This window comes from Pseudomonas sp. FG13 (assembly GCF_057809755.1).
The window spans coordinates 113929-134888 of record NZ_JBMDKO010000001.1 but is presented as its reverse complement, the minus strand read 5'-3'; the positions used below and the strand labels follow the sequence as shown (position 1 = coordinate 134888).

Annotated in this window: 27 protein-coding genes; 25 read left to right on the top strand and 2 right to left on the bottom strand. The window is 58.5% G+C overall.

The genetic code is table 11. The features are described 5' to 3' along the window. Positions 1-416 precede the first annotated feature (416 nt). From ACODTO_RS00625 to ACODTO_RS00575, 11 genes are all read left to right on the top strand, one after another. On the top strand, positions 417-998 hold the full coding sequence (locus ACODTO_RS00625; RefSeq protein WP_258632407.1) for an STY4534 family ICE replication protein: 582 nt from the start codon (positions 417-419) through the stop codon (positions 996-998). Between the two features lie 72 nt (positions 999-1070). Then, positions 1071-1328: a hypothetical protein gene (locus tag ACODTO_RS00620; protein WP_258632406.1), complete on the top strand. Its 258-nt coding sequence runs from the start codon at positions 1071-1073 to the stop codon at positions 1326-1328. 99 nt (positions 1329-1427) lie between these two features. Next, positions 1428-1922, top strand: a complete 495-nt coding sequence (gene radC / locus ACODTO_RS00615; protein WP_161904295.1) for a RadC family protein — start codon at positions 1428-1430, stop codon at positions 1920-1922. Between the two features lie 55 nt (positions 1923-1977). Continuing rightward, positions 1978-2742, top strand: coding sequence for a DUF5983 family protein (locus ACODTO_RS00610; protein WP_258632403.1), 765 nt, complete (start codon positions 1978-1980; stop codon positions 2740-2742). Between the two features lie 89 nt (positions 2743-2831). Continuing rightward, a complete protein-coding gene (pilL2, locus tag ACODTO_RS00605; protein ID WP_258632402.1) occupies positions 2832-3374 on the top strand; it encodes a PFGI-1 class ICE element type IV pilus protein PilL2 in 543 nt (180 codons plus the stop codon). Beyond that, positions 3371-4042, top strand: a complete 672-nt coding sequence (locus ACODTO_RS00600) for a chemotaxis protein (protein WP_258632400.1) — start codon at positions 3371-3373, stop codon at positions 4040-4042. The genes pilL2 and ACODTO_RS00600 overlap by 4 nt, the downstream gene beginning before the upstream one ends. 9 nt (positions 4043-4051) lie before the next feature. Continuing rightward, complete coding sequence (locus tag ACODTO_RS00595; protein WP_258632399.1) at positions 4052-4771, top strand: TIGR03759 family integrating conjugative element protein; 720 nt, start codon at positions 4052-4054, stop codon at positions 4769-4771. Further along, positions 4753-5301, top strand: a complete 549-nt coding sequence (locus ACODTO_RS00590) for a lysozyme family protein (protein ID WP_231808343.1) — start codon at positions 4753-4755, stop codon at positions 5299-5301. The genes ACODTO_RS00595 and ACODTO_RS00590 overlap by 19 nt, the downstream gene beginning before the upstream one ends. After that, positions 5298-5813, top strand: coding sequence for an integrating conjugative element protein (locus ACODTO_RS00585; protein WP_258632397.1), 516 nt, complete (start codon positions 5298-5300; stop codon positions 5811-5813). The genes ACODTO_RS00590 and ACODTO_RS00585 overlap by 4 nt, the downstream gene beginning before the upstream one ends. 9 nt (positions 5814-5822) lie before the next feature. Next, positions 5823-7925 carry a type IV conjugative transfer system coupling protein TraD gene (traD, locus tag ACODTO_RS00580; protein ID WP_258632395.1) on the top strand — a complete coding sequence of 701 codons (2103 nt, stop codon included), beginning with the start codon at positions 5823-5825 and terminating at the stop codon, positions 7923-7925. A gap of 89 nt (positions 7926-8014) precedes the next feature. Then, entirely contained in the window at positions 8015-8746 is a 732-nt protein-coding gene (locus ACODTO_RS00575) for a TIGR03747 family integrating conjugative element membrane protein (RefSeq protein WP_258632394.1), read from the top strand. A gap of 94 nt (positions 8747-8840) precedes the next feature. Here ACODTO_RS00575 and ACODTO_RS00570 read toward each other — a convergent pair whose 3' ends face one another. Beyond that, entirely contained in the window at positions 8841-9212 is a 372-nt protein-coding gene (locus ACODTO_RS00570) for a histone-like nucleoid-structuring protein, MvaT/MvaU family (protein WP_258632393.1), read from the bottom strand. A 304-nt stretch (positions 9213-9516) separates the two neighbouring features. Here ACODTO_RS00570 and ACODTO_RS00565 point away from each other — a divergent pair, with 304 nt between their 5' ends. The 10 genes from ACODTO_RS00565 (at position 9517) to ACODTO_RS00520 (ending at position 17376) form a co-directional block, all read left to right on the top strand. Continuing rightward, positions 9517-9849, top strand: coding sequence for an integrative conjugative element protein, RAQPRD family (locus ACODTO_RS00565; RefSeq protein WP_258632392.1), 333 nt, complete (start codon positions 9517-9519; stop codon positions 9847-9849). Then, positions 9846-10085 carry a TIGR03758 family integrating conjugative element protein gene (locus tag ACODTO_RS00560; protein ID WP_258632391.1) on the top strand — a complete coding sequence of 80 codons (240 nt, stop codon included), beginning with the start codon at positions 9846-9848 and terminating at the stop codon, positions 10083-10085. Before ACODTO_RS00565 ends, ACODTO_RS00560 begins: the two co-directional genes overlap by 4 nt. A 17-nt stretch (positions 10086-10102) precedes the next feature. Beyond that, a complete protein-coding gene (locus ACODTO_RS00555; protein ID WP_060738069.1) occupies positions 10103-10474 on the top strand; it encodes a TIGR03745 family integrating conjugative element membrane protein in 372 nt (123 codons plus the stop codon). Between the two features lie 7 nt (positions 10475-10481). Beyond that, entirely contained in the window at positions 10482-10895 is a 414-nt protein-coding gene (locus ACODTO_RS00550) for a TIGR03750 family conjugal transfer protein (protein ID WP_258632390.1), read from the top strand. After that, on the top strand, positions 10892-11533 hold the full coding sequence (locus tag ACODTO_RS00545) for a PFL_4703 family integrating conjugative element protein (protein WP_258632388.1): 642 nt from the start codon (positions 10892-10894) through the stop codon (positions 11531-11533). Before ACODTO_RS00550 ends, ACODTO_RS00545 begins: the two co-directional genes overlap by 4 nt. Then, positions 11530-12342, top strand: coding sequence for a TIGR03749 family integrating conjugative element protein (locus ACODTO_RS00540; protein WP_258632386.1), 813 nt, complete (start codon positions 11530-11532; stop codon positions 12340-12342). The genes ACODTO_RS00545 and ACODTO_RS00540 overlap by 4 nt, the downstream gene beginning before the upstream one ends. Then, positions 12332-13849: a TIGR03752 family integrating conjugative element protein gene (locus ACODTO_RS00535; RefSeq protein WP_258632385.1), complete on the top strand. Its 1518-nt coding sequence runs from the start codon at positions 12332-12334 to the stop codon at positions 13847-13849. Before ACODTO_RS00540 ends, ACODTO_RS00535 begins: the two co-directional genes overlap by 11 nt. Continuing rightward, positions 13812-14228: a TIGR03751 family conjugal transfer lipoprotein gene (locus ACODTO_RS00530; RefSeq protein ID WP_258632383.1), complete on the top strand. Its 417-nt coding sequence runs from the start codon at positions 13812-13814 to the stop codon at positions 14226-14228. Before ACODTO_RS00535 ends, ACODTO_RS00530 begins: the two co-directional genes overlap by 38 nt. Continuing rightward, positions 14228-16984, top strand: a complete 2757-nt coding sequence (locus ACODTO_RS00525) for a conjugative transfer ATPase (protein WP_258632381.1) — start codon at positions 14228-14230, stop codon at positions 16982-16984. The genes ACODTO_RS00530 and ACODTO_RS00525 overlap by 1 nt, the downstream gene beginning before the upstream one ends. Before the next feature lie 119 nt (positions 16985-17103). Beyond that, entirely contained in the window at positions 17104-17376 is a 273-nt protein-coding gene (locus ACODTO_RS00520) for an HU family DNA-binding protein (RefSeq protein WP_258632379.1), read from the top strand. 131 nt (positions 17377-17507) lie between these two features. Here the strand turns inward: ACODTO_RS00520 and ACODTO_RS00515 are convergent, their stop codons facing one another. Continuing rightward, positions 17508-17780 (bottom strand): LasR-specific antiactivator QslA, encoded by a 273-nt coding sequence (locus ACODTO_RS00515; protein ID WP_258632377.1) that lies wholly within the window; start codon positions 17778-17780, stop codon positions 17508-17510. A 168-nt stretch (positions 17781-17948) separates the two neighbouring features. Here ACODTO_RS00515 and ACODTO_RS00510 point away from each other — a divergent pair, with 168 nt between their 5' ends. From ACODTO_RS00510 to ACODTO_RS00495, 4 genes are all read left to right on the top strand, one after another. Next, the gene (locus tag ACODTO_RS00510; protein ID WP_258632375.1) at positions 17949-18203 is read left to right on the top strand and encodes a helix-turn-helix domain-containing protein; all 255 of its coding nucleotides are present in this window, start codon (positions 17949-17951) and stop codon (positions 18201-18203) included. A 105-nt stretch (positions 18204-18308) separates the two neighbouring features. Continuing rightward, positions 18309-19265, top strand: coding sequence for a TIGR03756 family integrating conjugative element protein (locus tag ACODTO_RS00505; RefSeq protein WP_258632374.1), 957 nt, complete (start codon positions 18309-18311; stop codon positions 19263-19265). Next, complete coding sequence (locus tag ACODTO_RS00500; protein ID WP_258632373.1) at positions 19262-20644, top strand: integrating conjugative element protein; 1383 nt, start codon at positions 19262-19264, stop codon at positions 20642-20644. Before ACODTO_RS00505 ends, ACODTO_RS00500 begins: the two co-directional genes overlap by 4 nt. Before the next feature lie 3 nt (positions 20645-20647). Continuing rightward, the gene (locus ACODTO_RS00495; protein WP_258632371.1) at positions 20648-20956 is read left to right on the top strand and encodes a hypothetical protein; all 309 of its coding nucleotides are present in this window, start codon (positions 20648-20650) and stop codon (positions 20954-20956) included. Positions 20957-20960 lie beyond the last annotated feature (4 nt).

Here is a 20960-nt window from a genome sequence, read left to right as displayed (position 1 = left end):
AGTGACTGCCACTGAATTCCGGCCATAAAAAATCGGGTTGCGGCGCCTTGACGCTCCCCTGTGACAGGCTTATATAAAGGGCGTGGTTCGCTGTCGTTGACAGCCCAGCCCAGGTAGCTTGAACCTTCAAGGCTACGCCACGCTTCGTGGTGGTTTACCCAAGTGCGATCAGCATTCGGAGGCTCGCACGATTACCGCTTCAGCGGTGATGAATGCCCACTACCCCAAGTCCGCAAATCACTGCTGCAGATTCTCTTCTGCTGCATCGCTATTCCCCAGGCGCATCGATCTGATGGTCATCGGCTTGCCGGTGGCGTGTCTTTCATCGCTCGCCTTCATCTTACCCACCCTGACGGGGCTCACTTCCCCGTCAGGGGCTGTGCGTCGCCGTTTTCCCGTGAAATAGGAGAACCACCATGGCCCACGCCAACCAATCCCAAGAAGCGACCACTTACTTCAATCTGCACACTGCCGGTATCGGCTACCTCAACCGTGTTCGTGAAGTACAAGTCCGCCGCGGTCAGCCGTTCATGGCCTGCGATATCGCGGCTCTGCACGGTGCCACTGATGCGGTCGAGTACACCCGCTTCGACTGCAAAGTCGCTGGAGGCGAAGCTGAACGCTTGATTCGTCTCTATATGGACGCCGTCAGAGCCGAGAAAAAGGTCTTGCTGTCGTTCCGTATCGGCGATCTGTGGATTGACCCATTTCTCTATGAGAAAGGCGATAAACAAGGCCAGCCGGGTGCCAGCCTGAAAGGTCGTCTGCTGTACATCGACTGGATCAAGGTCAACGGCACGTTCGAATACAAAGCGCCTGCCAGGCAGGAGGCAACAGCACCTGCTGAGCAAACGCCAAACAGTGAGCCATCCCCAACGTCGGCTGATGCCGAAGCTGAGGATACCGACAACCCAACAGAGACCAGGAACAAACCTGAATCTGCACCCACTCCCCGCACAGCCCGCCGTGTTACCACACGTACTGTTCAGTCCGCCTGAACACAATCCCCGATGTTTTACATCAAGGCGCTCAATCGAGCGCCTTTCTTCAATCCGAACAGGAGAACCCACATGGAATCCTTCTGGCTTTGCGACGATTGCCTGTTCGCTGCGGCTTACGAGGACTACAGCACGTTATCGCTCTTCTACACGACGGATGACATCGAGAAACGCATCGCCGGTCTCCATCGCGGGCTGGTTCGGCTAATGCCCATCAGTGCCGACTTCGACCCCGAAACTGGCCGTGGAATACGAACCTGCTCCCCATTGACCTGCGACGGTTGTGATTCACACCTGCACGGACAACGACACCGATTCACTCGGCTGTAAACAGCGCGTCATCGGGCAATGTCCCTGACTCTATATCCACCTCGGGGACACCACTCCCCTCGGGTGTGTACCCCCGGATTGTTCCCTTCGGAGGTACCCATGAGCACCCAACTCACCCTGATTGAAACCTCGGATGTCGAGGCCGGTCGTATCGCCCAGGAAAACCAGGTGATCGACGAAGCGCTGCACATTCTGGATCGTCGGCTGTTCACCCGCGGACCCAACCTGACGTCACCTGACGTCGTGGCCTCATACCTAAAACTGCATATTGCACCTCAAGAGCATGAGGTTTTCGGTGTAATTTTTCTCGATGCTCGCCATCGCGTTCTGGCATTCGAGATCCTTTTTCACGGAAGCATCGATGGCGCCAGTGTTTACCCTCGCCAAGTCGTCAAGCGCTCCCTCGCACATAACGCAGCTGCTGTGATTGTCGTTCACAACCACCCCTCCGGTTGCACGGACCCCAGCCTGACGGATCGCGCCTTGACCGCACGGTTGAAAGAGGCGTTGGACTTGATCGAAGTGCGCGTACTGGATCACTTCATCGTCGGCGAAGGTCGTCCTCTCTCCCTTGCTGAGCATGGCTGGCTTTAATCCCCTCAATAGGCACCTTCGGGCGCCTTGTTCATTTTCATCCTGGAGAATACTCATGAATTCCACTACCCAAACCCCAGCGATGCTGGGGGCCTCAAACCCATTCGTTCGCGGCTATGACAATCTATCTATCGAACGGCTGCTGCTGATCACCTACGCGAACGACTGCCCTCCCTGTTTTCGCTCCGTACACGACTCACAAACTCATCTGCCCGACGATGCGTTAGAACTGTACCCGTGCCTGTTCAATGACGATTTCGCTCTGATTAGCGAGGGTCAGTCCATCCCGGATGAATTGGATGAACGCTTCCAATCCACCGGACTGGTGCGGCAAGTGACCTATGCCGTGACTGGCGAAATGCTCAACGAGCGACATCACGTCGGTGACCTGTACTCCCTGGAAGAAGCCCAAGTCATGATCCATCGCTTGAACTTCGACACAGGACACTACAGTCGAGCCTGGGAGATCAGTACCGCACACCTCACTGAAGAGGCGTTGCGCTACTTGGAACGCCGGGCTAGCGATTTCAACTCCGGACCAACCGGTCTGCTGTTTGAACCCTTCGCCCTGACAGACGGCAATGGCCTCGGATGTAAGCTGATCGGCACGCCCTGGACCGACGAAAATCTGATGAAGATTGAGGGCGGTCTTTACACATCGCTGAGGCAGGAGCAGCTCGACGCTGGCACACCGGAAGCCCTGGTCAACGTACTGTATCTGGCGGCATTGGCGGATGTGAGGTTGTTGATTTTCGACCCCGACGCTGCCGTCTTGGATGGGCTCGCCATTTATGACGAAATAGCAACGCGTTCAACTTAAACACGACCCGTCTTGAATCAACTTACTCACTGAATCGCTCCTTCACCTCATGTCAGGTTCTGCACTGAATCTGACATGAGGTTTTTTCCATGGAGCGTTTTTTCACGCCTGTCTGTCTGCTGGGCTTGTTGAGTGCCTGCACCGCGCACATCCCAACCCCATTGCCGACTAGTCCAGAGAATGCCGGTGGTTCCAATCGGGCCCAGCTTTCGAGGAGTACAGCCGAAGAGAGTCATCCGTCAGAGCTCCGCTATGACCGCTATACGCTGGTCAGCACCGAGCCCACCCCGGATCAACGTGATCTTCTCGCTCAAATCATTGACGTGAACATTCCGTCCAACCTGAATCCTTCGGTACAGGAGGCGATGCACTACGTGCTGCAGCGCTCAGGTTATTCGCTCTGCCCCGCCACCGAACCAGTAAAGGTATTGTTTACCCGGCCTCTGCCCGCCGCCCATTACCGGCTCGGCCCGATCTCACTACGCAACGCGCTACAAGTACTGGCTGGCCCCGCCTGGCAACTCACGATCGATGAGGTCAGCCGTTCGGTCTGCTTCGAACGGCTAAAAAAAGATGCTGTCGTCGTGCGGCTCGCACCCAGCGCGGCCCATCAGCCGGAGGCACGCCCATGAAAGCCACGACGTTTCAAACCCTCATTGTCGGCTCACTTTGCCTGGCGGTCTCCGGGCTGAGTGGTGGTTTGTATAACCAGTATCAACGCGTGACCGAGCTGGAAAATGCGAACGCCCAACGCCTACAAACCCTGGATACCCTGCAACGTGATTCAAGCACCCTCTTGGATGCACAGGAGAAGCTGCAGTACGCACTGAAAGACCTGAAGCAGATGGTCGATTCCGGTGAGCAACAGGCCAATACCCTCGATCCGATGTTGGATCAATGGGCGCAGGAGATACAGGAACTGCGCGATGGTCTGGCAGCCCGTGCTACCGAAGCCGACATGATCGCGCTACGCGCACGACTCGAGCACGTCGAGCAGCAACTTCTGGAACTCAAGAGCCAGCCACCACTCCCACCACCGACGCCTTCCTCGGCCAAGCCGAAAAAAACCGCTCAGCCCAAGCCTGCCCCGCTCCTGCCGCCATTTTCAGTGTTGAGCGTCGAGTACCGCGGTGGCGAGCGCTTTCTGGCGGTCGCACCTCCTGACAGTCGCTCGCTCAATGATATCCAGTTGCTGCACAACGGCGAGCAGTTCGGCACATGGCAACTGAAGGTGCTGGAGCCGAACGCGGCTATCTTCGCGGTGACCGCTCACCCAGACCAGACCGTGCACCTCCCTTGAGAAGCGATCATGAACAGAGCTCCGCTGAACCCCATCGTCTGTTTCATTTCATTGCTGAGCACGGGCGCTGCGCTGGGCAACCCCGTCACGACACCGTCACGGACCCAGGACACGCAGTCTGCTCCGCTGGAGCGTTCGCACTCTGAACAGGCGGCAAGCTGGGGTCTGACGGAGCAGGAGTGGACACGCTTCGAACAGATCCAAGCCGGCCCACGTGGTTTCTGGAGCCCGAATCTCGATCCATTGACCGCACTCGGAGTCGAAGCCGAGAACGACCAAGAGCGCCAGCGCTATGCCGAATTACAAGTAGCGCTGGAAGCCAAACGCGCCGAGCGCGAGTTGGCTTACCAAAACGCCTACACCGCAGCTTGGGCCAAGCTGTTTCCTGGGCTGTTGCCGATTCAGGGTATGGCATCCCCGCCCACTGCTAGCTCACCGGTAGAGCCGCGCCGCGCTCTGTTTGTCGAAGACCATTGCCCTGCGTGCACCGCTGAAGCGCAGCGTCTGCAAAGCAGTGATACAGCGTTCGATATCTACCTGGTGGGTAGCCAAGGTGAGGATGAACATGTCCGTGGCTGGGCGCGGCAAGCAGGCATTGATGCGAGCAAGGTCCAACACCGGCAAATCACCCTGAACCATGATCGCGGGCGCTGGTTCAGCCTGGGAGCCCCGAGACCGTTACCCGTCACATTTCAGCAGGTGAACGGACAATGGCAACGTCTCGATTGATTGCTATTGCGCTCCTGCTGACGGTGCACGCCGTCCGGGCAGACGAACTTCCGCCTCCGGCTTATCAACTGGCAGCGCATGACGCCAACGTACCTTCCACGGTGTTGTTCGCGATTGCCCTGCAGGAGAGTGGCGCCCGCCTCCGTGGTCGACTGCTGCCCTGGCCCTGGACGCTGAATATTGCCGGTAGCCCTTACCGTTTCGCCAATCATCAGACCGCCTGTCACGCCTTGCTTCAGGCGCTTGCTCGGTATGACGCCAAGCGCGTCGATGCCGGGCTTGGGCAAATCAACCTGGGTTATCACGGACAGCATTTTTCCAGTCCCTGCGAAGCCCTCGAACCCTACCGCAATCTGGCCGTAACTGCCGCGCTGCTGCAAGAGCATCACGCCGTCACCGGTGATTGGGTGTCAGCTGCTGGCCGATATCACCGCCCGGCAGGAGGAACGCCGGCCGCGCGTTACCGCGCCGGCTTTTCTCAACAACTCGAACGACTGCAGGTTTCCTTTAAACAGGGCACACCACCATGAAGCGAATTCCCAGTGCGTATTACTTCGCCGTGCTCTTGGCTGCGCTCGCCGAGCCGGGACTGTCGTTTGCAGAAGTTCAGCCTGGCGGTGTCACCCGCCCCCAGTTTGAAGCTTCCAGGCCGCCAATAAACAACAAGACCCAGCCTACTCGGGCCATACATGCAGACCTATCTGCATTTGCCGATGAAACCTGGATACTGCCCGTGCGCAGCTCTCACTTGAGCCCAGGCCAAATCACAACTCGTACCCTGGACATGCCGGGCTTGCAGCCATTTTTCCTTGTCGGGGAGGATCCCCAATCGTTGGCTTGGCTGCATCAGCGCGCGACTGAACTGCAAGAAATGGGGGCGGCCGGCCTCGCCGTCGAAGTGACCGATACTGAAGCCCTGGCCCGAATTCGAGCAGCCGCGCCGGGCATTACCATCCTACCGGTCAACGGCAACGACATCGCCGCTCGCCTGAAAATTGAGCACTACCCTGTCTTAATCACAGCCACCTCACTGGAACAGTGAGTCTGGGTCATGGCCGAGCATGCGATGGAGTCCAAACTCCGGCCAGCAGTTGAACTGTATACCGTGGCGATCTGCGTCGCCGCGGCGGTGTTATGCGTGTATTCGCCCTGGGCCGTGGCCCTATCACCCGAGATCGGACTGATTGCGGCGCTGGCCTATGCCCTGTTCGGTTTGATCCGCCTGCGACAAGCCTGGGAGGTGTTGCGCTATCGGCGCAATATCCGCCGGCTGCCTCGCTACGAGCTGACCAGCCGGCAGATTCCGGTGAGCCGCAAACGTCTGTTCATGGGCCGCGGCTTTCGCTGGACCCGCCTGCACACCCAGCGCTTGGTCGAGGCCCAGGATCCGACCGTCGCCCACTATGTCGACCAATCGACCAGCTATCGTCTGGCCCGTGAACTCGAACGACGCCTGGAACATGCACCGTTTCCGCTCTCGACACTGGCCCGTATCACGGCCTGGAACAGCGCCTTTAATCCGTTGCGCCCTTTACCTCCAGTCGGTGGCTCACCGCTGTTGCATGGGGTTGAGCCCGACGAAACGGAAGTCAGTCTGCCGTTGGGTGAACGAGTCGGACATACCCTCGTGCTGGGCACGACCCGTGTTGGCAAGACGCGGCTCGCCGAGGTGTACATCACCCAGGACATTCACCGCGTCGAACATGAAGTGGTCATCGTCTTCGATCCGAAGGGCGATGCCGATTTGCTCAAACGCATGTACGTAGAAGCCAAACGCGCTGGTCGGCAAAAGGAGTTCTATGTTTTCCATCTAGGCTGGCCGGAGATCTCCGCCCGCTACAACGCCGTGGGACGTTTCGGGCGCATCTCGGAAGTGGCGTCGCGCATCGCTGGGCAGCTCAGTGGTGAAGGTAACTCGGCGGCGTTTCGCGAGTTCGCCTGGCGTTTCGTCAACATCATCGCCCGCGCCCTAATCGAGTTGGGCCGACGTCCGGACTACCTGCAAATTCAGCGACATGTGGTCAACATCGACGCGCTGTTTATAGAATACGCCCAGCAGTTTTTCGCCAAGATCGACCCAAAAGCGTGGGAAGTGATTGTCCAGCTTGAAAGCAAGCTCACCGAGAAGAACATCCCCCGGCATATGGTGGGACGAGAAAAGCGCGTGGTCGCCATCGAACAATACCTGGCGGCGAAACGAGTATTTGACCCGGTGCTGGACGGATTGCGCTCAGCGGTGCGCTACGACCGTACTTACTTCGACAAAATCGTTGCCTCGCTACTGCCGCTGCTGGAGAAACTCACCACCGGCAAGACCGCCCAATTACTGGCGCCCAACTACACCGATTTAGATGATCCGCGGCCGATCTTCGACTGGATGCAAATCATCCGAAAACGCGGCATCGTTTACGTCGGCCTGGATGCGCTGACCGATGCAGAGGTGGCCGCCGCCGTGGGCAATTCCATGTTCGCCGACTTGGTCTCGGTTGCGGGCCACATCTACAAACATGGCATTGACCACGGCCTGCCCGCAGGCAGCAGCAGTGAGAAGCTACCGATCAACCTGCACGCCGATGAGTTCAACGAGTTGATGGGCGACGAGTTCATCCCGCTTATAAACAAGGGAGGTGGCGCCGGCATTCAGGTGACGGCCTACACCCAGACCCTCAGCGACATCGAAGCGCGAATCGGTAACCGGGCCAAGGCCGGCCAGGTGATCGGCAATTTCAACACCCTGCAGATGCTACGCGTGCGTGAAACCGCTACCGCGGAGTTACTCACCCAGCAGTTACCCAAGGTCAACGTTCTGACCAAGACTCTGGTCTCAGGCGCTACAGACACCTCCGATCCTGAGGCCAATACAGACTTCACTTCGTCTTCGCAGGATCGCGTCAGCAGCACCAGTGTGCCACTGATCGAACCAGCGAGTATCGTCAGTTTGCCAAAGGGGCAGATGTTCTCCTTCCAGGCCGGCGGCCAGCTCTGGAAAGTCCGCATGCCATTGCCAAAACCCTCCAACAACGATGCCATGCCCAAGGACCTGCAGGAGCTCACTCAGCGGATGCGAGCCACTTATAACGAACAAGCAGGGCAATGGTGGAGCGCGAGCGGAAGCGGCCCAACAACCAACTTCGATCTGGATCAGGTGGGGTAGCCCGCCCCGTTACAGGTTTTGATTCAGCAAACAGGTATTCGGCAGGCGCCGTGGCAGCATCAACTTAACGGTGCGCAATGGAGTAAAGGATGGCGACTTCCGTACAGAACACGCCGCCACAACCGATCCAGCGCCCGGGATTGATCGTCTCGGTTATTGGCTTGGTCTTACGCATTATCGGTTTGCTGATCGCCTCGTTGCTGTTCTCGATACTCATTGAGTACGCCGGTTTGCTGCTGTTCTGGGGCGATCAGGGTTGTCGGCACAGCCAAGCCATGTTGGCGAACGAACTGGGCTGGCTGAGTGAGCACTTCAAATCTTCTCTAATCCTCCAACAACCTGGACAGACGATTGTCCAGTGGCTGGATTTTCTCAATCAATGGTTATTGGTCAAGACTGGCTTCGCGGACTTCGCACGGCAGGCGCGGGTGTCGAGCCAGGGCAACGGCTTCTGGAGCTGGATCAACCAGCTCTACGTAAGCATCGAGGACTTCGTAATGGCCGCTGTGTATGTGGCCTTTACCTTCGTGGTGCGCCTGACCATTCTGGCTCTGGCCACACCCTTGTTTCTGCTGGCCTCTCTCACCGGTTTTATCGATGGTCTGATGCGTCGCGACCTGCGCAAATTTGGTGCTGGACGAGAGAGTAGCTTCGTCTATCACCGCGCTAAACGAGGAGTGATACCGCTATTGCTTGCGCCCTGGATTATTTACCTATCCCTGCCCTTTTCACTCAATCCTATGGTCGTATTTTTGCCTTGTGCCGTAATGCTTGGTATTACAGTAGCAATCACGGCAACTACATTTAAGAAGTATCTTTGAGGATTGGTGAAGAAGTGGGATCAAGATTCGCACTGAGAATTCAGCATCCTCAGTAGCAAAAAAGGGCCCTTGCAAAGCCCTCGTCAAGCCGATCTTACTGAGTACGCCACGACTCTACAACGTCCGCGCCAAACTCGACTTTCCATTCTTTCAACTGCCGATGGTTACCTCCCTTGGTTTCGATCAGCTCACCAGAGTCCGGTTTTTTGTAAATTTTTACATCGCGAGCTTTACGGGCTGCTTTTACAGGGGCTGCTATCGGTGCCGAGGAACGACGGCCAGCCTCTAGGTCCAGGATGCTGATAATGTTCTTCAAGCTGAAGCCGTACTCGCCAAGCAACGCCCGCAATTTGCTCTCAAATTCCATTTCTTTTTTCAAGCCGGAATCACTTTTCATCGACTCAAGCTCTGCGAGCTGTTCGGCGAGTTGTTGCTCAAGCTTACGAAATTCAGCCAAACGAGACATATGAAAACTTCCTTCAGGAGAGATTATTGAGAAACGAACATTCCAATGCTAAGCGATGATTCGCTCTTCGTCACCCATACTGCCTCATGCATGAGCCGACCCACTCATTGCCTCATGAAAAACACATCTTTTTTGGACTGAGAGCTGTCTGAGCCTTCTTTTGCACCGAATCGATTGCCTATGTATATGCGTGTAAACCTATTCGGTTCTCCTCCAAAAAAGCGATACGTCCCACCTCGCGTTTAATGCTGAATAATTCGCCCGCTGACTTGATTCTGTTCCCAGCTCCATACGGGACAACATCATGCCGACTACCGTCTTTCGCTGCTTACTACTCTCGCTAGCTATCGTTCACGGCAGCAGCGATGCCGCCTCGGCTCATGAGCAGGATCATTTCAGCCTTATCCAGCGGCAACTCGACACTATCGAACGTCTTGCGACGCGAGCTGAGGTAGCCCGCACGGCTGAACCCGACGATCGCTATCGCTTCGACTATCCCCGCCTAACTCAAGACATCCAGCGCATCCGCCAAGGTGTGCGAAGTTACCTATCCCCGTCCCGTGCCCAGCCCCGCGATCCCCATGAAATGGTCGGCGATTACCGCCTTGATACCCCGCAAGCGGAGGCTTCGCCATGAGCATGACTGACGCTCAAACGGCTGCCTTCCATAACGCCTCCGGCTTTTCGGCACAGAGCAGCTCGACGCTGTGGATCTCCATGGTTCTGGTCCTGGCTTTGCTGTGGTGTGCCTGGGTGATGTGGACGGCTTACCGGGGTTGGGCCGCGGGCAGTGTGCGCTTCGGTGCCTTCGGTGGCAGCACTGCACGCGTGTTGCTCGCGTTGTTGGTTCTGATGTTCTTCACCCTTTCCTAAACCAGGAGATCGCCGCCATGCTCAAGTGCCTTGCCCCCCTGAAAAACAACCTGCGTGATCGTGCGAGTCAGCGCTTGATCGGTCTGCTGTTGGTACTAGGTCCAAGCCTGGCTTTTGCCGAGCTTCCCACCATGGAAGCTCCTTCACGTGGCGAAGGTTCCGGATTGATCGAGACGATCAAAAACTACGCTTACGACGGCGGCATCTTGCTCGGTCTGCTGATCGCCCTGCTCGCTTTTCTTGGTGTGGCTTGGCATTCGTTGACCGTATACGCCGACGTGCAAAACCAGCGCAAGACTTGGAAAGACCTCGGCGCCGTAGTCGGCATCGGAGCCCTGCTGGTGGTGATCATCATCTGGTTCCTGACGAAGGCTGCCGCAATTCTGTGAGGTCGACATGAACGACACTATCGAACGCCTTGTCGATGGCACCTTGGTTTTTCTGCCCGAGCGACTCAATCGTGATCCCGCCGTGTTGCGCGGTTTGACCAATGATGAGATGTGGGTAGCGCTCGGTGTCGGCGCATTCATCGGCTTGGTGCTGGGTGTCCCTTTGGCGATTGCCACCTCCTCCATTGCTGTGGCGCCGACCAGCATGATCGCAGGCATGGCGGTGGTGTTATTTGCCGGTGGCGCGCTACTGCGTCGGGCCAAACGCGCCCGCCCCGAGACCTGGTTGTACCGCAAGCTGGAGTGGATACTCGCCAGCCGCTGGCACCTGGGTCGCGGAAGTTTAATTCTCCATTCCGGCGCTTGGACGGTTCGCCGTTCGCATCGGCCGCGCCCTGCCCTGTCCCGGTGGCAACAATGAGTCGCTTTCGAAACAAGGTGGACGCCCAACAGGCCCACATTTTCAGCCTACGTCTAGCGGTAATGATCCTTGCCTTGCTCTGTGCCGGACTCTGGTATGGCTGGCGCTCGGCACCGACCGATCTGACTGTGCATGTCCCGCCGGATCTGCGCTCGGGCAGCACGCGCAAGTGGTGGGATATCCCCTCAGAGAATGTCTATGCCTTCGCCCTATACATCTTCGGTCAACTTAACCGCTGGCCTTCGGATGGCGAACAGGATTACCGCCGCGCTATCTACAGCTTGCAGTCCTACCTGACACCCGCCTGCAAAGCCTTCCTCGACGGCGACTACGAGTACCGCAAGGCCGCTGGCGAACTGCGCCAGCGGGTACGTGGTGTCTACGAAATTCTGGGCCGAGGCTACAGCGAAGATCCGGAGCTCAGGGTCAAGCAACTCGATCGCGATAGCTGGCTGGTCACCCTCGACCTCAACGCCGACGAGTACTACGCGGCCGAACCGGTGAAACGGGTGGTGGTGCGTTATCCACTGCGCGTGGTGCGTTTTGATCTGGATCCCGAGCGCAATAAGTGGGGGCTGGCACTGGACTGTTATCAGGGCACGCCGCAAAAAATTGCTCTGCCTGGAGGTGAGCCATGACGCGGGTTTCTACCCTGGGGCTCACCATCGCACTGATGCTATGGGGAGTTTCAGCGCAGGCCGTCGAGCTGATGCACTGGGAGCGCCTTCCCCTTGCGGTCCCGCTGGTTATCAATCAGGAGCGAGTGGTCTTTGTCGATGAGGCTGTTCGAGTCGGTGTGCCCTCAACCCTGACGGGCAAGCTGCGCGTGCAATCAACCGGCGGCACGCTGTACCTGCGAGCGTCGGAAGCCATTGCTCCGACCCGCCTGCAACTGCAATCGGTCTCGACGGGAGAGATTATCCTCCTGGATATCGCGGCCACGCCCGGCGATCAGCCTCTGGAGCCCGTGCGTATTCTCAAGAATGCTCAGGTGCAAGCTACCGAGGCTGAATCTAGCACCGCCCCTGTTCCAGAACGTACGCCGATCCCGGTCGCTTTGACGCGCTACGCCGCACAAAGCCTGTACGCACCTCTACGTACCGTTGAGCCTCTGCCCGGCATACGTCGCGTCCCGCTCAAGCTGCGCACCGCACTGTCGACCCTGCTTCCGACTGAAAACGTGTCCAGCACGCCCATCGCCGCATGGCGACTCGGTGATTACTGGGTAACGGCGGTGAAGTTACGCAACCGTGGTGTAGCGATGGTGCAACTCGACCCGCGTCAGCTTCAGGCCAAGTTGTTCGCCGCGTCCTTCCAGCATGCTTTCCTCGGGCCTGTCGGCAGCCCTGAAGACACCACGGTTGCCTACCTCGTCACCCACGGTGCCGGCCTCGAACACGCCGTGCCGCTCCCGCCCGTTGCACGAGGTGCTGACGATGAAAGCTAACGCCTTGCTCAAATGGCTGGTACCGGCTGTGCTGCTAGGCGTGGTGTTCATCATCCTGAAAACTTGGGTTGCGGGTGGTACCTCGCCTTCGTCAGACAGTCTGCCTGCTCAGGACAACCTCCAGTTATCCGCCGAGCAGGCCAAGTCGCTCGGCATTGCGGGTGATACCCCACGTGACACGGTTGCCACCTTGGTCGGCCAGGTGAAGGCCATGCGCACCGACATGCTCGGTCTGAAAAAACATAACGACTCGCTGCAGACGGAGAACAACCGCCTTCGCGAGCGGGAAAACAGTGTCGATTCGCGCATCCAGACCGCGCTTGGCAGCGTAACCCAGCAGGTCGATGAAGGCCGGCGCCAAGCCAACGAAGCGCGACTCAAAGCGGAACAGGACAGTCGCCAGGCCCGTGGTCTGCTGACACAATTGCAGGAACAGCTCTCGGGGCTGACCGGCAAAGACAAGGACATGCCGATCGGATTGGGGCTTGAGCCAAGCGACGGTGCTCAGTTCGAAGGGCAGCATTCTGCCGATGATGCGCTGCAGTGGATTGAGCCCTCGGATACTCCGTCCACCGACGGCCGAGGCAAAACCAAGACCTCCTCCGCACTGAGTCTGCCTACCGCCTTCGACTCATTGGAAGGTTTGAAAGATAACGTTATTGATCGCAGCCAGAAGCCGCTAGGTGCGGTCACCAACAATAAGCACGACCTGGCGCGATCCGTCGATCGTGCCGAAGGCGCGAAGCCGATCTACACCATTCCCGAAAACGCGACATTGATGGGTTCGGTCGCCATGACTGCGTTGATCGGCCGAGTCCCAGTGGACGGCACCGTGAATGATCCCTACCCCTTCAAGGTACTGGTTGGTCCGGAGAACCTGACGGCTAACGGCATCGACCTGCCAGACGTCGCGGGCGCCGTGATGAGTGGCACAGCGTCCGGTGACTGGACGCTATCCTGCGTTCGCGGGCAAGTCGAGTCGATCACTTTCGTGTTCACAAACGGCACCATTCGCACAGTGCCTCAGCCGAAGGCGGTAGCCAGCCGCAATGCCTCCACCACCCAAAGCTCGAACACCGACAAGATCCGCGGTGGACTCGGTTACCTGTCCGATCCGTATGGCATTCCTTGCATTGCCGGTGAGCGCCGCTCAAACGCTCAGCAGTACCTCGGCAGCCAAAGTCTGATCACGGCAGCTGGCGCCGGTGTCGCCTCCTTGCTCGGGGATGGACAGAACAACAGCAGCGTGATCAGTTCGGGCGGCAGTACGCTCGGAATCACCAGCAGCAGTGGTAATAGCGCGCTGAATTCAATTCTCAGTGGCGGGGTCAGCGACATCCGTGAGTGGATCAACAAACTCTACGGCGAAGCCTTTGCTGCCGTATACGTGCCGCCGGCCGCCCAAGTCGCGCTGCACCTCGACCATGAGATCACCATCGACTACGAGCCCAAGGGCCGGAGCGTTCGCCATGAAAAAGACCATGCCTCTTTGCCTGACCTGGATTAGCCTGTTCTGCTGGGGCCTGGCGGGGTGTTCCACCGACAAGGAGACGCTTCTGCCCCATGGCGAGCAAACCATGCTGGACATCTGGAACGGTGCCGGTTCGCAAGGAACCCAGCAGCAACTGCTGAATGCTCGGCAGCAGCTACGCCGTCCGCTGGCTCAGGCAGACTTCTCCGCTTCTCTCCAGGAACCGTATACGCGCACCGCAGCGAACGAGATCCACAGCCTGTTCCCTCGCCTGCCCAATCCCGATCTGGTACTGTACGTATACCCACATTTGAGCGGTACCGAGCAGGCACCGGTGCCGGGTTACTCAACTGTCTTTCCGTTCTACCAACGGGTGCAATACGCACTGCCTGGTGAACGACAGGAAGACCTGTAGTGCGTACCCACAATTCGGGCAACTGCACTGCCGCGTGGAAGGCCTGGCGCCACTCAGCGCGCCCTCGCGCCACCTTGGCCGATGAAGCTGCACTCTATACGCACAATCCCAGCTTCACTGATCACCTGCCTTGGGTCGAATACCTCGATACCGAGCAGTGTTTTCTGCTTGATGACAATCGCTCAGTGGGCGCGGTGTTTGAACTACTGCCCATCGGCACCGAAGGGCGCGAACCCGATTGGTTGATGGCCGCCCGCGATGCCCTTGAGGACGCCCTGCAGGATAGCTTTGACGAGCTCGATCAAGCGCCTTGGGTGGCGCAGTTTTTCTGCCAGGACGACAACGACTTCATCCCCTACCTGACCCAGCTCACCAATCATATTCAGGACAGCGCGCGAGGCACGGTCTTCACCGAAGCTTACCTGGAACTCAGCCGCCGCCATATGCAGGCCATCGCCAAACCCGGTGGCCTGTTCGAAGATAAGGTGGTCACGCGCCTACCCTGGCGTGGCAATAACCGCCGGGTGCGCCTGGTGGTCTATCGCTGGCTTGAGTCTGGCGCCGACGAGACGGGACTCCCCCCTGTTCAATCCCTGCAGCAGGCTTGCGAACGTATTGCGGCTTCGTTGCAGGCGTGCGGCGTGCAATCGGCACGCGTTGATGGCCGCAGTTTGTATGCCTGGTTATTGCCCTGGTTCAATCCGGCACCCAGGCTCACGAATGAAACGCCCGAGGGCTTTTACCAACGTGTTGCCTATCCAGAGCCTGCTGATGGCGGGTCGCTGGAATTGCCCTTCGATCACGACTTCGCCGAACGGTTGTTCTTCAACGAACCGTGTTCGGATGTGCAACGAGGACTCTGGTACTTCGATGGGCAACCCCATCGGGTCATGGTGGTGGACAAACTGCGACGGGCACCGTCGATTGGTCAACTCACCGGAGAAACCCGTAAGGGTGATGCAGTCAATGCCCTGTTCGACCAGTTACCCGAAGGCACGGTGATGAGTCTGACCTTGGTGGTCAACCCGCAGGATGTGCTCGAAGATCAGTTAAACCGATTGGCGCGCAAAGCCATCGGTGAAAACCTAGCCTCGACCCAGACCCGTCAGGATGTCGAAGAGGCTCGCGCGATCATCGGTCGCCAGCACAAGCTGTACCGCGGCACCCTGGCGTTCTACGTGCGCGGCCACGATGAACAGCAACTGCACCAGCGCTCGGTCAGCCTGGCCAACGCGCTGTTGGGCGCGGGGCTACAACCGGTACGCGAAGGCGATGAAGTCGCCGCCTGCAACAGCTACCTGCGTTGGTTGCCGATGGCCTATAACCCGGCCCGCGACACGCGCAACTGGTACACCCGCCTGATGTTCGCCCAGCACCTGGCGAACCTGGTTCCGGTGTGGGGCCGCAGCACCGGCACCGGTCACCCGGGTATCACCCTGTTCAATCGTGGTGGCTCGCCGTTGAGCTTTGATCCGCTGTCACGCCTGGACCGGGCCATGAACGGTCATCTGCTCTTGTTCGGTCCGACCGGTGCCGGCAAGTCGGCCACCCTGGTCACCCTGCTGATGCAGGTCATGGCGGTGTACCGCCCTCGCCTGTTTATCGTCGAGGCCGGCAATTCGTTTGGTTTGCAGGGCGACTACTTCGCAACACAGGATCTGTCGGTCAACAAGGTCCAACTGAAACCTGGCACCTCGATCAGCCTCGCCCCGTTCGCCGATGCCCGGCGCCTTGTCGAGCAGCCGGATCAAGTGGCGAACCTGTCGATTGATGAGTGGGACGATGAGGCGGTAGCCAGTCGCGAAGACCAACGCGATGTGCTTGGCGAATTGGAAATCACCGCTCGCCTGATGATCACCGGCGGCGAGGCCAAGGAAGAAGCTCGTCTGAGCCGGGCTGATCGCAGCCTGATCCGCGAGTGCATTTTCGATGCGGCACAGGCATGTGTCGCGGCGGGTCGCCAGGTACTGACCCGCGATGTGCGTGACGCCTTGCTGCGCACCGCCGTCGACTTGCACTTACCGGAGAAGCGTCGTGAACGTGCCCAGGAAATGGGCGAGTCCATCGACCTGTTTTGCCAGGGATTCGAGGGCGAACTGTTCGATCGCGAGGGTACGCCTTGGCCCGAAAGCGATGTGACCGTTGTCGATCTGGCCACGTACGCTCGCGAAGGCTATGAAGCCCAGATGTCCATCAGCTACATCAGCCTGATGAACACCGTGAACAACCTTGCCGAGCGCGACCAGTACTTGGGTCGACCAATCATCATGGTCACCGACGAAGGCCATATCATCACCAAGAACCCGCTACTGGCGCCATTTGTAGTCAAGGGGACGAAGATGTGGCGCAAGCTCGGGGCCTGGTTCTGGCTGGCGACGCAAAACCTTGCCGACTTCCCCACTGCCGCGCAGACCATGCTCAACATGATCGAATGGTGGATTTGTTTGAACATGCCACCTGCGGAAATAGAGGAAATCGCCCGCTTCAAGAAGCTCACGCCGGCACAGATAGCTTTGTTGCTCTCCGCCAGTAAGGAGCCCGGGAAATACACTGAGGGGGTCGTGCTGTCGAAAAAACTCGAAACGCTGTTTCGAGCCGTACCACCCAGCCTCTATCTCGCCTTGGCCATGACGGAGCCGGAGGAAAAAGCCGAGCGCTGGAGGTTGATGCAGGAGAACGGTTGCTCGGAGTTGGAAGCGGCTTTCCAGGTAGCTGAGCGTATTGACCAGGCCCGAGGAATCGGGACGTTAGGATAGACTTGAAGACCAAATAGCGTTACGTCTGCGCAGGGCTGGAGTGCGGTTTTGTGGTAGATATCCAAGGACTATCTGAGTAGATTACTCGTCGACACTCAGCCAAGCGGAAGGAGTCACACATGAACAAAAACGATCTAATCGAGGCCATAGCGAGCTCCGCCGACCTGCCGAAGTCCACCGCCGGACGCGCACTGGATGCCCTCACAACCATCATATCCACTGCGTTGAAAGGCGGTGAAAACGTCACTTTGGTTGGATTTGGTACCTTTGCGGTCAAGGCGCGCGCAGCGCGCGACGGACGTAACCCTCAAACGGGCGCCACCCTCAAGATCGCGGCCTCGAAGACGCCTAGTTTCAAAGCCGGTAAATCGCTGAAAGACGCGGTTAACTAGACGCTGGTGGCGATTACCCAATACCAACTCTGCAAGAGCGCTGGTATTGGGGTTTCAGCAGCCGAAACGCTGGCTGAACTCTGGGAGCGGTTCGAGCTTTGTGTTTGAACGCGTCTTTAGGGAAGTTCTTTTCAGCCTTGATTTGGGCTGGGTGGCACACTGCTTAGCCGCTGCTGAATCCTCAACAAAAAACCTGCTTCAAAAGCATCCTGGCAGTCACCGACAGGAAAGGTTTTGCGCGTTTGCGCCAATTCCCACCACAGTGGAATCTCGCCGGACGTATCAAGCCAAGCCTGGGCGCATTGCACGCCACGTTCGATCATTGGGGCAAATTCGTTGCCCCAAGGTGTCAGAAGACTCGAGCAACCATCCGCCGCAGGAATTGAAACGTAGTTTTCGTCCATACACACCCTAGATTTCTGATTTATTGTTAGACGCGCAGTCCAGCCTCGAAATCTTAACGACACCAAATGAGCGCTCGATAACAGGCAAGGGCATCAAATAGCCTAGATCAATGCCAATGTAGACTATATCCCGTGGATTGAGAGTCCCTCAAGGCGCAATTTGCGCGCATGACTCAAGACTTCGAACAGCTCCGTCTGCAGTTGGCGGAAAACATCCGCTTGATGCGACGCGTGAAAAACCTGACCCAAGAGCAATTGGCGCTCATGGCCGAGCTGGATCGTACCTACGTCAGTCAAATCGAACGATGCACGGGCAATCCGTCATTGCTGGTCCTATGCAAACTCGCCAATATTTTCGAAGTTACCGCAGATCAGCTACTTGTAGAACCCGATATCCTGCGCAGCACCCTTCACGTCAAATAATAGTCTCACGTCTCACAAATCCGGCAGATCCGCCTTCATAATACCCGCTGACATTCTTCAGTCCCTAACCGAACCTGCCCAGGCCATACACCGAGAGCCTGGATCATGCCCGTTGCCTGCTCGTCCATCCCGCCCACAAAGCTACGGCCATTGGCGCTGAGCGTGCTGCTAGCGTGCGGCCCAAGCATGGCGCTGGACACCGGTAGCATTACGTCCTCTGCACTTTCGCCAAGCTGTCTCGAATACAGGGTCGTCGCTATTTGTTTCTGGCTCCTGTGCACACCCCTCGGCTGCACAGTCAAAACCTCGACCAAGGTGCGTCATTTCATTCCTGAGCTGGTGGTTTCGAGCTACGCCACTACCGGCAATAATCCATGGACCGAGATGGCCACCCTCTCCGTTCCCATCAATGGTGCGGAAGGTGGCGGTAACCTGATCACGCCGAACACCCAGCGCGACAACCTACCCCGCTTCAAGAACATCGATGGCATCGGTCACCCTGGTGGCTGGGTCGCCACACAACTGGCTTCGCAATCCGGCTACGCCTGCGCCAGCGGCGCTACTGCGTTCATGCCCTACTACCTGAGCACTCTGGACTCGCTGGCCTGGCGCCTGGGCATACCGGAAAGCCTTTACCCCGAGTCGCTGATACCGGGGGTCCGTGAGATCGGTCATCAGATCGCGGGAAACATGTGGGGCAACGTCTATCCCCGGCAAGGATTTCTGGTACAACCCGACGACTTCAAAGCCGCTGCGGTGATGGCGCAACGGGCGGGTGATTTCATTACTCGCAACTGGCAGCCACATGCGTACTTACCGCTCACACCTGTTCCACGCGACGGATACTGGCCGCCCGGTCCGATCATGGAAAATGACGCTTCGACCCACAAATGGCAATTGCTCTCCCCCCGGGTTCAACCCACATGTGCCATCTTCCCCAGTGAACCGGTGCAGAGCGTGGATGGCGGCTACTCCTGGTCGCTGTGGCGTCCCTATAGTTGCTGCAAGCGTGAGGGACAGACCCTCCTGTTCAGCATCGACTTCGAAGGTGGTACGTCATGAGTCGACTTCTCGCAGGATCATGGTTGGGCCCGATGAGCTTGTTGCTCTGCGGGCTGCTCGCCGTGGCCACGCATGCCCATGCCGCCGAGGACGATTACCGTCTAGGCACTCAAGGCGAAGTGCTCGACGACCGGGTGATGTACACCATCGGTGGCGGCGCGGCAGCGGGCTCGCCGAGCTCGCTCTATCGCCCCAACGGACTCGGTGTCGGCGGGTCCTGGCAGGCGAACATGATGTGCGGAAACATGAGCCTCACCAACACCTTGCAAAACCAGTTGAACGGCGTCACCGAAGGGTTCCAGCAGATCATGGGCAGCATTGTGCAGAACGCGACCCAAGCGGTGATGTCGCTGCCTGCGTTGATCATCCAGCGCGCCAACCCCGGGCTTTATGAGCTGTTGAGTAACGGGGTGATGCAAGGGCGCATCGACTTCGACCGTTCCAAACTGACCTGCCAGGCCATGGCCGAGAAGATGGCTGACAAGGTCGGTCAAGCCGGCTGGGGCGCGCTGGCCAAGAACCAGGAGATGCAGGGCAACCTGGAGCAGACCGGCGGTGATGCGGTGGCCGCGGTGAAAAACACCGAGGCCCATAACGGCAACAATGGGGTGTCCTGGGTTGGTGGCTCAAAGGCCGGAGGTAACGGGCAGACGCCCATTAGGGTGACTTCCGACGTGGTGCGCGCCGGCTATAACCTGCTGCATAACCGTACGGTGGATGACAACTCCTCGATTAGTAGCAGCGACTGCTTAGGCGGGGCTATTTGCCAGACCTGGGCTTCGCCCCAGGAGGAGTCCGAATGGGCCGTTCGGGTATTGGGCGAAAGCGAAGTCGCGACCTGCGACACCTGCGAAACCCTGCGTGCGACCGCAGGCAGCGGGTTGACGCCGTTGATCCAGGAGGCCTACAGCGAACGCCTCCAGGCCCTGCAAGGGCTGCTGTCGGGTTCACTACCGCCTACCCCAGACAACCTGGCGAAAGCCTCCAGCCCGATGCTGCCGGTCACCCGCGGTGTGATCGAAGCCCTGCGCGACGATCCTGATCAGGAACTCCTGGCGCGGCGCCTGGCCAGTGAGACGGCCCTGTCCAGCGTGCTCGACAAAGCGCTCCTGCTATTGCGCACGCTGCTGGCAGGCAGCCACGAACCGAACATCGCTTCCGCTGAGCCGGCTCAGACCGCCTTGACGAAAAACATCGACGTTCTGGAGCGCGAAATACGCCTGCTGCAGACCGAGTTGCAGGTCCGGCAGATACTGGCCACCAATACTGCCAGCCTGGTGCTTGATCGGCATGCCGGTGGTGCCGATGCTTCGCGCACCGTCGAGCAAGGCGACCCCGAGCCCGGCCGACTCAACGACGCTGACGCCCGGCGCAAGTGAGCCATGAAGCGCTCACCGCTATTCACGTTGCTTTCCAGTCTGGGGATTGCCGTGCTGATGATCCTGACCGCCGCACTGGTGGCCTGGATCGGCCGTACTGCGCTGGGTAGTTTCGAGGCATGGCAGCAGGCAATCGAATCCGTACGATCTTATCTGCGGTGGTGGCGCGCCCTGCTCTACGGCGCCCTCTTTGCGCTCTGGTGGGATCTGCTTCGGGGCTACCGACATCGACCCCAGGATCGACTGCGCGTGAAACGCATCGGGACATTAGGGCTCTTGCTCTTTACCTGCGTCGAGCTCACTCGATTGTGAGGTC